Origin of the sequence: Methylobacter sp. Wu8, from assembly GCF_036440755.1 — a bacterium.
In the GTDB taxonomy this organism is placed as follows: Bacteria; Pseudomonadota; Gammaproteobacteria; order Methylococcales; family Methylomonadaceae; genus Methylobacter_A; species Methylobacter_A tundripaludum_A.
In genome coordinates, this window is record NZ_JAZGVT010000033.1 from 13,039 (window position 1) to 28,067 (window position 15,029).

Consider the following 15,029-nt stretch of genomic DNA (forward strand, 5'->3'; position numbering starts at 1 on the left):
ACTGTAACTTGATATACGGCGGATGGAAACTCAAACCGCCTTGCCCTTCAAAAACGGCAAGGTGAAATCGGGCGCACCGCTCAGTCCGCCCCATACCCCGCCTTTCAGCCATCCCGCCCAAGTTGTTCGTTCGCTCTCCCTGTAAACGGCGGCGGCTTAGACCTTACATCACGTTCGGCAGGAATTTTCCGCTGGAAAGCACTTTCAGGCAGGCGTCCACAGCCGCACTGTCGAGCTTACCGCCCCGCATCGCAATAACTTGCCGTATCGCGTCGGCAATTTCCAACGACTGCCGGTAAGGACGATCCGAGGACATCGATTCCACGATGTCGGCGATAGTAACGATGCGCGCCTCCAACAGAATTTCATCCCCTTTCAAGCCGCGCGGATAGCCCGAACCGTCCAGGTATTCATGATGTTGGCGGATAATCTCGGCAATCGGCCAAGGAAAATCGATCTGGCTTAGAATCTTGTAGCCAACCTCTGGGTGTGTTTTGACCAAGCCGAACTCAGCAGCCGTCAGACGCCCCGGTTTAGCGAGGATATCGGCGGGAATGTGAATCTTGCCCAAGTCGTGAACGGTGGCCGCTAAATGCAGCCCGCGCAGACGGTGCTCCTCGAGCCCCATTTCCTTGCCGATGTCCATAGCCAAATCGGCAACGCGCTTTTGATGCCCGGCGGTATACGGGTCTCGCTGTTCCAGAGTGGAGGCTACGGCGAGCAATGTATCTTCCAGCGTTTTTTCCAGCTTGACGGCCTGATTAGCTATTTCCAGCAACGATCCTTCGTAGGCCGCGCGCGTCCTGCGCGACTGAATACCGAAACCGAGGTTGGAAACAAGCTCATCGAACAGACTGATTTCACTCTCGCCAAACGCTTCGGGATCTTTGGAATATACCGTTAGCACGCCGGCGATTCTGTCATCGACTTTGACCGGTAACGAAATCGAAGACCGGATGCCGAAATTCTCGGCTTTTTGCCGCCAAGGTGAAAAATCCGAACTTTCGAGGAGTTTGTTGCAGACCGTCGTCCGCCCAAAACGTATCGCCCTGCCGGCCGGCCCATTGCCGAACTTATCGTCGGCCCAACTGACATTGAGCCCGTCTATATAGTCGCGCGCCGCGCCGGACCCGGCGATAATTTCGACGCTACGCGTTTCATTCCGCCTAGCCCAGCCGAACCAGGCCAGCACATACATATCCTGCTGGGTAATCGCATCGCAAACAGCTTGCAGCAAATCGGCTTCCGTTTCGGAAAAAACCAGCGCTCTACCGCTGCAACGCAGCGCTTCCAACGCCCAGCTGCGACGCTTGAGCTGCTCGTTGGTACGCTTTCTTTCCGTGACATCATGAAAAATCACCACCACGCCGTTCACGTTGCAATCGCTGTCCAGCAGCGGCGCCTTGGTGGTGTGAATCCAGTGCTGCTCACCATCTCTGATATAGGGCTCCTCAATTGAAATGGTGACCTGTTCCGACATCACTTTACGGTCGTCGGCCCGATAGCGCTCCGCGAACTCTCTCGGGAAGAAGTCGAAATCGGTCCTGCCCTCAATATCTTCCGGCCGGATGTTAAGATCGCGGGCATAGCTTTCGTTGCAGGACACATAGACGGAGGCGGTGTCCTTGACCATGATCTTATGCGGCAAATGGTTTACCACTGCGCGGAATCTGTCGTCATTGAGTTTCTGAGCCTGCTTAACGACCAGCTGCTGTAACATATCGATGTATTCACCCTCCAAATGACCGACAATGTCATGCTCATTGAGAATCCCAACCATACATCCGCTTTCGTCCACCACCACGAAGCGGCGGATGTTCAATGCCTGCATTGCCGCCACCGCATCGACCAACAGCATGTCCTGCGTCACGCTATGCACCGGCCCGCTCATCACGTCGGCCAGCCGGGACTCCAGTTTTTGCAGGCGGAACAACCTGACCATGTCGCGCTCGGTGACGATACCGATAGGCTTTCGTTGTTCCAACACGACGACACAACCGATATTAAGTCTCTGCATTTCGACTGAAGCCTCCATAGCCGAATTATCGCCTCGCATGCCAAGGTGTTCCTGAGTCATCACTCCGGCGATATTGAGTGCGCCAACGAAGCGTTCGATACTGTAATTTTTACGAAAGTCGGTTTCAGTGACAATGCCGGTTGGCTTACCCTCGGCATCGGTTACCAGCAGGTGGCGGACACCATGCAGCACCATCCGTTGATAAGCCGAGTGCAGCTCTTCGGCTTCCTTGATGCAAATGACGCCGCGCGTCATCACCGCATCAACGGTTTGACTGACCGGAATCTTCCGATTCAGCGCCCGGATCACATCGCGTTCGGTCAATATGCCTATGATTTTGCCTGCGTCCTCGATCAACAAGCAGCTGATGCGCAAGGTTTCCATACGCTCTGCGGCCAACGCCAGCGTCAATCCGGCCGATACCGTAACCGGGTTGCGCGTGGTAATGTCGCGAACGAATTTTTGCCCTCCCTGCATCGAAGGGATATTAGCCGGATTATGATTGTTCATGTTTGCTTTCCCGGTTCAGGGAAGGTGTAACCTTTATCGCAAAACAGCCGGATACAGGCATTGATCACTTCAGGGTCGTAATGGCTGCCGCTGTAGATCTGCATTTGCCGCATCGCGTAGTCAATGTCATACGCCCGGCGGAAAGGCCGGTGCGACAGCATCGCCTCAAGCGCGTCACAGACGTGAATGATTTTCGCCTCGGGCAAAATCCGCTCATCGTTGAGCCCGCGCGGATAGCCTGAACCGTCTACATTTTCATGGTGTTGGTAAACGATTTCGGCAATCGGCCAGGGAAATTTGACGTCCCGCAGAATGTCGTAACCGGCCTCGCAATGCACCTTGATCAGCTCGAATTCTTCCGGCCCCAGCTTCCTGGGCCTAACCAATATTTCCGCCGGAACTTGGATTTGCCCGACATCATGCACCAGCGCCGCCAGATACAAGCCCTCCAGACGGTCCGGCTCAAATCCCAACTCTTTACCTACCGCCACCGCCAAATCGGCCACGCGTTTTTCATGGCCTGCGGTAGTCGGATCGCGATGCACCATAGCCGAAGAAAGAGCGCCGATGGATTGCTTGAGGATTTCATTCAATGTCTGGGTTTTCCGGCCGGATTCGGCTACCGCCTGCAAACGCTCATCCAGCAGCTTAAGCAAACCGCCGAACAGCATAGTGGATACAAACTGTACTAAGAACACTGTCATACCGATTTTATGGAATATCGACAGGCCGCCTGAAGGCCCTGGAATCAACAGTAGAGACAAGGATTCCGAAATACCGACGGCAATCCCCGCCAGCAGAATAGTTCCAAGCCGGACATCATTGGAAGCATTTTTTGCTCGGGAAAGCGCCACAAGGATTGCCGAAAGCAGAAAGCAGCCCATGATCCCAAGCAAACCTGCAAGCGCCGCCGCTCCCCCGATACGCCACCGGTAAACGGCTTCAACCACTGCTGTCGCAAATCCCACCCAATAGCCGCCGAAAATGTTTGCTATCGCAATGGCGGCGCCTCGAAGATCGACGATGACATCGTCTCCTATGTTCAGGTGAAATGTAAGCGCTACTATACCAAACAGAATAAATACGATATTTCTGACCTGTTTTCTGCTTTTGTCGGGAAAACCGGGTGGAAGCAACAGTTCCAAGACGATAAAAAAACCCAAAAAAGCCAGCATGACGCCGGTGGACAATAAAATGTATTGCAATTCTGACATGTGTTTTGTTGTCTTTTAGTTAATCGAGCCGCCCAATGGGCTGCGCAACGTGTTTTTACCGCTCTCGGCATTTATTTTTACTCGCATAGCTTATCATTAATAAAACAAAACAATACTTTAAGCCTACTTGCGGGATAAGGCCGATATTGTGCGATAGTTTGGCTGATACGGCATGGTTATACCAATCCCAATAAGTTTTTATTTGAATCCCCTCAACCTAACCTTCTCCCGCTGGAGAAGGGATAATATGCGAACTTATTGGGATTGGTATTACTTTATATTGCCCATGACGTTTTTCGCCCAGTTGATACTGTGAATATAAGTGTCGCCGATGATGGCTTGGTCGACATCCTTAAATGCTATTGATGAAATATCCCAACGTTCGTAACTGATAACGCAATCAAGCGCTTCCCCGCCCAGTCCTTCTTTGTGCAATATGGCGGAGACAATATCATCGGCCAAAGGCAGTTGATTAAGCGCTTCATCCAAAGGCATATCCAGCAAGCTGTCCAGGTTGGATAAGATGCCGATCAGAAAAAAATCACCTGATTTATTGCCCGTCAGGCCCGCCAGTTCCTCGCACATTTTGCCGCGTATCAAGGCGTTTTGCATAACCGCTTCCGGCTTGCTGGATAAGGATGCCAGCATCAATATATTTATCCAGCGTCTCATTTCCTTGAGCCCCAGATAAGAAATGGCATGGCCGATGGATGAAATTTTATTGGGCAGGGCGAAAAACGCGGAATTGATGTAATGCAGCAACTTATAGCTAAGCCCGACATCCAGGGAGATTATCTTGGTCATGTCTTCAAATTCGACATCCGGGTTGTTGGCTGTGTTTAACAATTGAATGGCTGTCGCTTGATTAACGCTCATGCGCTTGCCGGAAACCGTGTTGGGCTTGTTGAAAAAGAAGCCCTGGAAATAATCGCAGCCCAGTTCAACGAGGTATCGGTACTCGGCGTATGTCTCTACTTTTTCCGCCAGCAATTGTACGTTGTAAGGTTTCAGCCGATTGATCAGCTCGCGCGTTTTTAACTCGCCCATCTCCAGAATATCCAGCTTGATAATGTCGGCAAATTCGACCAGCGGCGTCCACATCTCGGAGAAAACGAAGTCGTCCAGCGCAATGATATAGCCCAATTCCGACAACTCTTTTAAGTTGGCGATAATTCTTGAATCGATTTCAACATTTTCCAGTACTTCAATGACTATTCTATCCTTAGGCAGGTGCAAAGGCGTTTTGTCCAGGATGTTCTGAGTCGTAAAGTTAATGAAGGCTTTATGAGGCCCCACTATGGTATTGAGGCCAAGCTCTAAAATCGTGTCGGTAATAACCTGCTGGGTCGCTTTGGCGGCGTCGTCCTTATAATTCAGGTTAAAGTCATTGCCTCTAAAAAGGAGCTCATAGGCGCAAACATTCAGCTTTTGATCGAAAATCTGTTGCCGCCCAATTATTATGTCTGCCATTTAAATTGTTTAAAGGATTAAATTAAAAAACAGGATGGAGCTTGCGCCCTATTCCAATAAGTTGTACCGGTTTCAATCGTCAAATCTACAGAACATCGCGAAATGCAAGGAAAGGCCTATTTTTTATAATGCGCTTTAGAGCGGAACAGGATCAGGTCGTTTTGCAACGCAATACCTGCTTTTGGTATACCGTTTCAATGGTTTCCAATCTCCGCCAAAGCTTCGTTATGACTTCTTGCCTTTTCACGCATCAAAACTCCTCCCAACCGCCTCCACCCTCATAGAAGCCTTCCCACTCATCATTCTCCTCGGCAACCGGCTTGGTCACTGTTGCTATCGGACGTTTCCAGACCGTATGAACGAACAAAAAAACTGTCTCTTTGGGTAATAAAAGACCACCCAGACATCGGCAATAATCCGGCGTATCGGGAAATGAAACTATTGTTACTTTGGGCAGGGAGGCTGCATAAAAAGCGTCGTTTAAAATCATTGCATCACCTCTAATTTGAAATGGGTTACTGCTTGGGTTTTATCGCTTCGTCTTGACTCTGCCTCCGGTGCATCCCGATCAACTCAAGCATCGGGTCGTCTTTTGCCAGCGTCTTGATAATGCCTATTTTCTCGGTCGCGGGGTCCGCCAGATCAAGAAGGCGGGCTTCCGGCAGCAACTGTTTTTGGGTATCGGCGACAATGCGCAATACCGGGCGTAACGGCTCTTGCGGATGGGTATCGGCAACCACGCCAACCTCTCCGGTATTAAGTTCGACCACACAATCCAGCGGATAAATACCGATCATCCTGATGAATTTTTCCACCAAATGCGCATCAAATCCCGATTTCACCGATCGATACAGATGCCTCAATGCTTCGGTCGGCGATAGCGTTTCTGCGTAAAGACGCTCCCGCGTTAACGCTTCATACACGGAAGCGAGCGTTACCATACGCGTTAGCAGGCTAATTTCTTTGTCTTGCAATTTTTTCGGGTAGCCATTGCCGTCCATTCGTTCATGATGGGAATGAACGATTTTTAGCACATCCACTGGGATGCCGGGCGTTTGGGTCAATACCGTCAAACCATATTCGGTATGTTTTTCCATGATCTTGCGTTCGGCGGTTGTCAACGGCTGTTCTTTTAATAAAATTCTGTTTGGAATCATCACCATACCGATGTCATGCAACAGCGCGCCAAAACCCAGCGTATACATTTTGTCTTTCGGAATACCTATATGCTTGCCGAAAGCCAACGCCAAGATACAAACATTGACCGATTTGCGCGCCAAGCCATCGTTTTTATCTTTAAGCCGCGTCAGGCCGATCATAGCCTGGCTGTCTTTTACAATGTTGACGGTCAACTCTTCGACTATTCCCCTGATCTTGGGATTATCGATACTGCGCCCCAGCCTGACATCATTTAAAACTCCAGTTAATATTGTTTGGCTTTCATCGTAGACTTTTTTACACGAATTATTTTCAGGGCTTGTGTCAGATGGCTCGTCTTTGCGCGGCTCGATTATTGTCTTAGCTTCCGATCGGCTAATGACGTCAACACCTTTTTGGGTGTCGATATAAACCGACTCGCAATACTCCTGTAATATGTTTATTTCCTTGTCTAAGTTAATCAGGAATTTCCGGCGAAAAATGGGTATATCGACCCATTTCCGGTCTGTTCCGCAAATGAACATACCTTTTTGCAGTTGTTTTACATTAATTTTTTTAATCATTTTTATACAACATAAAATACTGTTTATCTATCTATGCGATACCCAATAGTTCCATCACGCAATACTATATTTATATAGCGTTTTAAAACCCTGTCCTTTAACTCATTTCCAATTGCCGATAGTATTCCGTGTTATTTTTTCGCCGCCTCAAATAACCGGGCTCATGCCGCGCAAGCCCTATTTTAATTCGCCGTCCGGTAAGGTGAGTCTAAAAAACGGGCGATCTGTGGCCGTCATGATGGCTTTCGGAAACGGCGAACGCCTTCGCAGCCGGATAGAAACAACACTTCTGTTGCGGAATCCGTGCTTGTGTTTTCTGATCGCGCCCGTATCGGGGCTCAAGGGTGTTGTACTGGGAGAAAAGCGGCTTTTGTTTGCCGCAAAAACGCGGGTGAAGGCCCGATTGCCTGACCGAAAACGGATAATTCCGGTATCGATTAGCGAGCGGTTCAACCTAATTGAATGGAATCTTAGCAGCGCGACGACTCAAGCGTCGGCGTTTATCTCTGCCAGTCGATAAAACAGGATCGTATCAAATATTTTTACGAATAAGCGCTTCCGTAAAAATATCCGCACAACTCATAGAGAGTAGAACAACACCCGAGATACCGTCCCATTGGTACTTTATTGCATCCTTGCGCCGTTGGTGTGACGTCGGCTCCGTTCTCAGCCTTACCGGCCTAAAAACTGGGGCAATTATATGAAATATTTTTAGAAAAGCAAGCCGATCTGCGGCGTTGCGCGACAAACAGCCGGCCGTTTCAGTGCCGCCGGGAATCATAGTAAGGTGCAAAGCGACTTTTATCGTCAACGCATTTGTCGCCTTACACCACATTACAGCAAAGAGGGATTATTTTGAGTCGACCTGCTTGCCGTCTTCGATCATCCGGTTTCCGCGCTCAATTTTGGCTTTGCCTTGCTCAACCATGATTGCGCCTTGTTCCAATTGCGTATTGCCTTCGCTAACCAGTTTTTTTCCGCGCTCAACCATTTGATCGCCGAGTGTTGGGGCGCTTGAGCATCCCGCCAGTAAGGCGATGGTTGTTGCTGTCAATATGATGTTAAGTCTTTTCATGGCTGTTCCATTTAGTTATATCAATTGACAGTTATTGTACAGTTAAAAATGTAATTGGTCGCAAAGACATTCAAATCACCGGATATGAAACTTAATGATTTCAACAACACGGGAAAGGCCTTGCGCCTGGGCCGGCTTTTCCGTTGTATTGCCTTGATAATCGGCTAAATCCGGCTTGGCTGCATGCTCCAGCAGCAATTTAAGATAGCTTCCCTGCCGAACAACGACGCCATCATCAATGCGGTTTGGCCTGCCCGGTTTTGATGATTGACATCGCATGGGGCGTGTTCCAACAGCCAGTAACCAAAGCCCAATCCGCTGGGAGCGGATTGGGCCGCCAAAGGCGCACTAAGTGCGAGCGCCAGAAAGGCGCGACAAACGGGAGAAATACCATCCGTGCATAAACATTAGTGAGTGGTTACGGTTTTTTGAGAGGTGGATTATTGCAACCCCGGTAATCGTCAAAAACTGATATTCCCCTGCACCCAGATTTTCTGGGTATCGGTGCCGAATTGATCCGCATCGTAATAAGCGTATTTCGCCAGCACCGAATAATGCTTACCGAATTTCTTCAGCGCCTGGACATCCCATTCCTTGCCGTAATGAAGCTGGCCGGTGTCATCGGAAAAATCATGATAAACCCCGGTTAATACGACGTTACCGCGATCCAGCGTGGTCAATACGGTGCCGAAGACATCGCGGATACCGTCAGCAGGCGTAGCCAGGAATAAGTCCGCCCAGCCCTGGAAGGCATGATTGGTGCCCAACGGCGTATCAAAGGTTTTATTGAGCCCCTTGCCGTCAAGCTGCTCCATCGCCCCCTGGAAGGTAAAGTTGTAGGCGGTAAAGCCGCTCATCAGGTTGATGCGGTCCGCTTCATATTTGGTCGCGCCGTGTCCGTAATCAATCTGGCGGCCCCATTCGGCGGTATAAACCAGGCCGTAGTTGTCGCCGAGCTTATAAGTATCCCCAGGCTTTTGAAAATTGCTCATCCGCAAACCGTAAGTTTGGCTGGATTTTTCATAATTTTCCCGCTCGGTATAATCCAACAAGTAGGCGTAACCGACCAGGTTGCCGTAATCGCCGACTTTATAATTGACGTTCAGGATCGGCGCTTCGATGTTTTCGGTCGTGGACGTAAACGTTTGCACATTGCCGATATAACCGGCGTTAACGGTCAGGCCGAACAGCTGCTGGTTGTTGTGGGTGAGCAGTACCGAATCGAAGGTTGTTTCCATTTGCCGCCAGCCGACGTTGCCGATAAAGCGGTCGTCATCCAACTTGATGCGTTGCCGTCCGCCCTTAATGACCGTATCGGGGATGCCGGCATAGCTGAGCCATAGTTGATTCACTTCGCTTTGTTGAGGGTCTGCAACCGTCGAATAAGCGGTATTGTTGTTGCGCGTACTGTTGAAATCCTCCTGCATCGCAAGGTTGCCTTCGTATTCTGCGTAGCCTTGCAGGCCGTGAAATACCGGCGACAACAAACCCGCCCGCAAGCGGGCGGTGTTGGCGTTGGCGGTTCTTTGCGCGCCCCGGTCCTGATCGACGTTTTCGTAACGGTAGTTCAGGTCGACCTTGACCGCGCCGTTTTTGCCGTAATGATAGAAGTTAAGCGCGTCTTCGACTTGCTGGGTAACGTCGGCCAAGGCCGAGCCACTGATCACGGAAAGCGCCAGCAAAGAGGCGGGGAGTTTGGTTTTTTTCTGCGGCATAAAGCCTCCTGATGGATTGATTTAAAATAATGACTCAGCGTAATGGATTGATTCACCACGAAGGCACGAAGAAATAACATGTGAGATTTCATGTTGAGCTTGATTCCCAAGCTTCATAGACCGTGAAAGTATTAAGAACTTGGAGTACAAGCCTAGGTCTGTACTCCAGTACTCAATTGAAAATCAATAAGTTAAAAACAATAAAACCGGTTTTTACAATACTTTCACTGTCCCTTCAGCTTGGTAAGCCGCAAACTTCGTGCTCTTCGTGTCCTCTGTGGTGAATAATTTTTCTAATGCGTATGGTCGCACTCGGTCAGGAAGCTCAAGATGCTCTCCCGGTATTTGTAGTAATCGGGATGTTCCAGCAGGGCTTTGCGACTACGCGGCCTGGGTAAATCGATGTCCTGGATTTTGCCGATTTTGGCGTGCGGGCCGTTGGTCATCATCACCACCCGGTCCGCCAGCAGGATGGCTTCATCGACATCATGGGTGACTACAATCGCGGTGACGTGGGTCCGCTCCCAGACTTCCATCAACACTTCCTGCAATTCCCAGCGGGTCAAAGAATCCAGCATGCCGAACGGCTCGTCCAATAGCAGCAATTTGGGCGACAAAGCAAAGGCGCGAGCGATACCGACCCGCTGCCGCATGCCGTTGGACATGTCTGCGGCTTTCTTGTACAGGGCGTCGCCCAAACCGACGCGGGTCAGATAGTATTCGGCGATGTCGTCGCGTTCCGACTTGGCGGCATGGGGGTAGACCTTATCAACGCCCAACATCACGTTTTCAAATGCGGTCAGCCACGGAAACAGGCTGGGTGCCTGAAACACCACGCCGCGATCGGGTCCCGCACCGTCGATTTCCTTGTTGTCCAGGATGATGACGCCTTCGGATATGCTGTTCAGCCCGGCTGTCATCGATAACACGGTGGACTTGCCGCAGCCGGAATGGCCGATGATCGAGATGAATTCGCCTTTTTTCATTTTCAGGTCGAAGCCGTCCACGACCTTGACCGAGCCGTTGCCGTCGGGTGTCGGGTAAATTTTGGACAGCTGCGAAAACTCCAGGTAACGCGGGCGGACAATATCGTCATGCCCGGATGCCAAGACCGGGGAGACGCGATCCCATTCGGTGTTGGTGTTGGGTTTGATTTTGGGCAGGACGATTTTATCAACGGCGGAGCCCAGGTTTTTTTCCATGCCGATGTCCATCAAATAACGGGTGATTTCGGCGCGTAAGCGTTTAAATTCGGCGTTATGGTTTAACGCGGTTCGGTCTCGAGGACGCTCGATATTGACAGGAAAATCCGGGCCGAAGGTTGCATCGGGGCCGGGATTAAGCGGGATAACCCGGTCCGCCATGTAGATAGCTTCATCGACGTCGTTGGTGATCAGGATCACGGTTTTCTTCTCCTGCGCCCAGATTTGCAAAATCTCATCCTGCAAGTTGCCGCGCGTCAACGCATCCAGCGCGCTGAGCGGTTCGTCGAGCAGCAAGATGTCGGGGCCGGCGGCCAAGGCGCGGGCGACATTGACCCGTTGGCGCATGCCGCCGGACAGTTCGGCGGGTTTTTTATCCATCGCCGCGCCGAGATTAACCATCCTGACGTATTTTTCGGTATGCGCCCGGCGTTGCTCGGCAGGCCAGTGCTTGAAAATCTGATCGACCGCCAGCGCGACGTTTTCAAACACCGTCAGCCACGGCATCAGCGAATAGTTCTGGAACACCACGCCGCGATCCGGCCCCGGCGCGGTGATCGGCGCTCCCTGTTTCAGCACCTCGCCGCTGTCGGCCTGGATCAAGCCGGCAATGGTTGAAATCAGCGTGGTTTTGCCGCTGCCGGAAAAGCCGACAATGGCAACGAATTCGCCTTCTTTAATACTCAGGTTGATGTTGTTGAGGATCGATGTCGCGCCGTAGCTTTTGCAGACCGACTTTAATTCCAGCAAAGGCAGTTGGGCGTCATTCGATGGCGCAAGCGGCTTGTTCTGCATACGCTTATTTACAATGTTAAGATTTACGACGGACATCTTCGGCTCCTGATTTAAAGTGCTCTACCGAAAGAGAATAGGTTTTGTAGGGACTGCATGATGCGGTCCAACGCAAAGCCGATCAGACCGATCGTAAAGACCGCGACCATGATCCGGCCCAACGAATTGGAACTGCCGTTCTGGAATTCATCCCAGACGAATTTGCCCAGCCCCGGATTTTGCGCGAGCATTTCCGCAGCGATCAGCACCATCCAACCCACGCCCAGCGACAGACGCATGCCGGTGAAGATATAGGGCAACGCGGACGGCAACACGATTTTCTTGATTTGGGTGCTCCAGCCAAGGCGCAGCACCTTGCCGACATTGATCAGGTCCTTGTCTATCGATGACACGCCGACCGCGGTATTGATCAGCGTCGGCCACAGCGAGCACAGCGTGACGGTAATCGCGGAAGTCAGGAACGATTTTTCAAACCAGGAATCACTGGTAGTAACGTACACGGCGCTGACCACCAGCGTGACGATCGGCAGCCAAGCCAACGGCGATACCGGCTTGAAAATCTGCACCAGCGGGTTGATCGCGGTGTTGAATACCGGACTCATGCCGCAGAGCAGGCCCAGCGGCACGGCGATCAATGTCGCAATCACAAAGCCTGCAAACACCGTGTAAAGGCTGGTGAAAATCTTGTCCAGATAAGTGGCCTGGCCGTTATAGGGGCGGACTTTGATTTCGGCAGCAGGATCTTCGGCGTGTTTTTGCTCGTTGCGGGCTTGCTGGCGTTGGTAATACTCGGCTTCTTTGGCCCGTTCGGCGAAATGGTCGTCCAGCAATCCGGCGGCTTCATGCCACACCGCGACCGGGCCTGGAATCGCGCCCAGGCTGGTGTTGACCTTCGATGCGGAAAAGCTCCACAGTCCCAGAAAGACCATAAAAGCGAGCATCGGTACGCCCATGACCAGCCACAGTTGGCGGATTTGCAGCGAGGGATTTTCTCCGGCGGCTATTTTCGCCAGCGGAACAAACCAAGTGAGGCCGGTTATGTTTAAAAATTTTATCAGTTGCTTATACATGGTCGGTACCTTTAAAAGCAGGTGGAAGGCAAAAAGTTAAAGGTAAAAAAAACGCGTCCTTGCGCCAATTCAACGTCCGGTGTTTCGGTCGGCACTTGCACTTTTTTTCGGTCTGGTTCCCAAGCTCTAGCTTGGGAACCCAGTGTTGGAAGCTTCAGCTTCCCGTTTCGCGACGCTGGAGCGTCTCTACTGCATTCCCATTTATGCCCCAGAGGGTACGCCGGAGCGTGGGAACGATGGCATTACTCAACCACCTTTCCGCCGGCCACTTTTTGCTTGCCCTTAAGACCGATAGCAAACTTGCTCAGATAATCATTGGGCTTGGTGGCGTCGAAACTGATGCCGTCAATAAAGTCAGCACTGGGCGGTTTGATGCCGGTTTCGTTGTCGGCCGGAAAATCGCCTGCTTTCGCCTTGCCTTCGGCGACCAGCGCCTTGGCCGCAGCCATGTAAATATCGGGGCGATACACTTTCTTGGCGGTTTCCAAATACCAGTCGTCGGGCTTGTATTCGTTGACTTGCCCCCAGCGGCGCATTTGGCTCAAATACCATATTGCATCGCTGTAATACGGATAAGTTGCGTTGTGACGGAAGAACACGTTGAAATCGGGCAGGTCGCGTTTGTCGCCTTTTTCATATTCAAAGGTGCCGGTCATGCTGTTGGCGAGAACTTCGTAATCCGCACCGACATATTGTTTCTGCGACAGCATTTCCACGGCTTCGGGACGGTTTTTGTTGTTTTCCGCATCCAACCACATGGCGGCGCGGATCAGTGCTTTGACCACTGCTTTGTGGGTGTTCGGGTTTTTGTCGGCCCATTCTTTACTCACGCCGAAGACTTTCTCCGGGTTGTTCTTCCAGATTTCATAATCGCTGACCACCGGTACGCCGATGCCTTTGAACACCGCCTGTTGGTTCCACGGCTCGCCGACGCAGTAACCGACAATCGTGCCTGAGTCCATCGTTGCCGGCATTTGCGGGGGCGGGGTAACAGACAGCAGCGCTTCGGCGTCAATCTGACCCGATGTATCCTGAGGCGGCGCATAAAATCCAGGTTTGATGCCGCCGGCCGCCAGCCAGTAACGCAATTCGTAGTTATGGGTGGATACCGGGAACACCATACCCATATTGAAGGGTTTGCCTTCGCTTTTAAATTTCTCGACAACCGGTTTTAACGCATCGGCTTTGATCGGATGCACGAGTTTACCGTCTTTGACCGGAATCTGCGGCTTCATTTGTTTCCAAATGTCATTCGATACGGTGATGGCATTGCCGTTTAAATCCATGCTGAATGCTGTAATGATGTCCGCTTTAGTGCCAAAACCGATGGTTGAACCAATGGGTTGCCCTGCCAGCATGTGCGCGCCGTCAAGTTCGCCGCTGACGACGCGGTCCAGCAAGACCTTCCAGTTGGCTTGCGCTTCCAGTTGCACCGAAAGGCCTTCATCCTCGAAATAGCCTTTTTCCAGCGCAACCGCCAACGGCGCCATATCGGTCAGTTTGATGAAGCCGAGTTTTAGGCTGTCTTTTTCCAGCTTTTCAGCCGCACCGGCACAGTTTGCAAAGGACAAAGTTGATATTGCGGTCACGGCAATGAGCGCCATAACCCGTTTTTTGATAGTAAGTCGTCCGGTTTGTTTCATATTGACCTCAGCAGGTTTGAAAAAATCAGCAAAAAAAAGGCGTCACCCGGCTAAATACAGGGTGTATTCATCCGGGTAGACGCCTTTGTCTGTTTGGGTTCGCCGTTGAACCCCTCTATTTTTTAGCGCCCCATCGTTGGAGCCTCTGTATTGATTAAAGCAATCGTTATGCCAAAGTTGTCAAATCGCTATTTCATAGGTTTAAGCCAGGAATACAGGCGGTCATGGCTGTTATTGGCGTGGCAAGGTGAGGCGGGTTGATGTCGGTAATGCATCAATTCTGTGCATCCGATTGTCTGTTTGCACCAACGGTGAAAATTTATGGCTAATAAGCTTCCCTATTCTTCTAACTCCAATAGAACAGGGATAGGTTAGGAACCGATATTACGCACGGGTAGTTTTTATCCTGTTTGGCGCGCTGCCTGGATGGGGTGCGTAAAATGCATTTAATTCGCGGCGTAGCGCGACACTGCCATTAAGGAACGTGCATGAAATAACTTGAGCAAGTTTTATTTTTCATTTTTTAACCATGAAGGACATGAAGCGGCATGAAAGGTTTAAGTCTTCATGTCCTTCATGCTCTTCATGGTAATTGCCTAA

Annotated in this window: 11 protein-coding genes; all 11 read right to left on the reverse strand. The window is 51.0% G+C overall.

Annotated features, from left to right (window positions below):
- Positions 1 to 163: 163 nt before the first annotated feature.
- The 11 genes from V3O24_RS02130 to V3O24_RS02180 all read right to left on the reverse strand — a co-directional run bounded on the left by V3O24_RS02130 (position 164) and on the right by V3O24_RS02180 (position 14,429).
- Complete coding sequence (locus V3O24_RS02130) at positions 164 to 2,527, reverse strand: HD domain-containing phosphohydrolase (protein ID WP_104423598.1); 2,364 nt, start codon at positions 2,525 to 2,527, stop codon at positions 164 to 166.
- Positions 2,524 to 3,741, reverse strand: coding sequence for an HD domain-containing phosphohydrolase (locus tag V3O24_RS02135; protein ID WP_331305973.1), 1,218 nt, complete (start codon positions 3,739 to 3,741; stop codon positions 2,524 to 2,526). Before V3O24_RS02135 ends, V3O24_RS02130 begins: the two co-directional genes overlap by 4 nt.
- 270 nt (positions 3,742 to 4,011) lie before the next feature.
- Positions 4,012 to 5,211 carry an HDOD domain-containing protein gene (locus tag V3O24_RS02140; RefSeq protein WP_331305974.1) on the reverse strand — a complete coding sequence of 400 codons (1,200 nt, stop codon included), beginning with the start codon at positions 5,209 to 5,211 and terminating at the stop codon, positions 4,012 to 4,014.
- 250 nt (positions 5,212 to 5,461) lie between these two features.
- Positions 5,462 to 5,701, reverse strand: coding sequence for a hypothetical protein (locus V3O24_RS02145; RefSeq protein ID WP_331305975.1), 240 nt, complete (start codon positions 5,699 to 5,701; stop codon positions 5,462 to 5,464).
- A gap of 25 nt (positions 5,702 to 5,726) precedes the next feature.
- A complete protein-coding gene (locus V3O24_RS02150; protein WP_331305976.1) occupies positions 5,727 to 6,932 on the reverse strand; it encodes an HD-GYP domain-containing protein in 1,206 nt (401 codons plus the stop codon).
- A gap of 850 nt (positions 6,933 to 7,782) precedes the next feature.
- Positions 7,783 to 8,007, reverse strand: a complete 225-nt coding sequence (locus tag V3O24_RS02155) for a hypothetical protein (RefSeq protein ID WP_331305977.1) — start codon at positions 8,005 to 8,007, stop codon at positions 7,783 to 7,785.
- Positions 8,008 to 8,082: 75 nt separating this feature from the next.
- The gene (locus V3O24_RS02160) at positions 8,083 to 8,286 is read right to left on the reverse strand and encodes a hypothetical protein (protein WP_331305979.1); all 204 of its coding nucleotides are present in this window, start codon (positions 8,284 to 8,286) and stop codon (positions 8,083 to 8,085) included.
- Between the two features lie 182 nt (positions 8,287 to 8,468).
- Positions 8,469 to 9,722, reverse strand: coding sequence for an alginate export family protein (locus tag V3O24_RS02165; RefSeq protein WP_331305980.1), 1,254 nt, complete (start codon positions 9,720 to 9,722; stop codon positions 8,469 to 8,471).
- A gap of 293 nt (positions 9,723 to 10,015) precedes the next feature.
- Positions 10,016 to 11,755, reverse strand: coding sequence for an ABC transporter ATP-binding protein (locus V3O24_RS02170; RefSeq protein ID WP_331305982.1), 1,740 nt, complete (start codon positions 11,753 to 11,755; stop codon positions 10,016 to 10,018).
- 14 nt (positions 11,756 to 11,769) lie between these two features.
- Positions 11,770 to 12,786, reverse strand: a complete 1,017-nt coding sequence (locus V3O24_RS02175) for an ABC transporter permease (RefSeq protein WP_104423608.1) — start codon at positions 12,784 to 12,786, stop codon at positions 11,770 to 11,772.
- A gap of 242 nt (positions 12,787 to 13,028) precedes the next feature.
- Positions 13,029 to 14,429: a CmpA/NrtA family ABC transporter substrate-binding protein gene (locus tag V3O24_RS02180; protein WP_331305983.1), complete on the reverse strand. Its 1,401-nt coding sequence runs from the start codon at positions 14,427 to 14,429 to the stop codon at positions 13,029 to 13,031.
- Positions 14,430 to 15,029 lie beyond the last annotated feature (600 nt).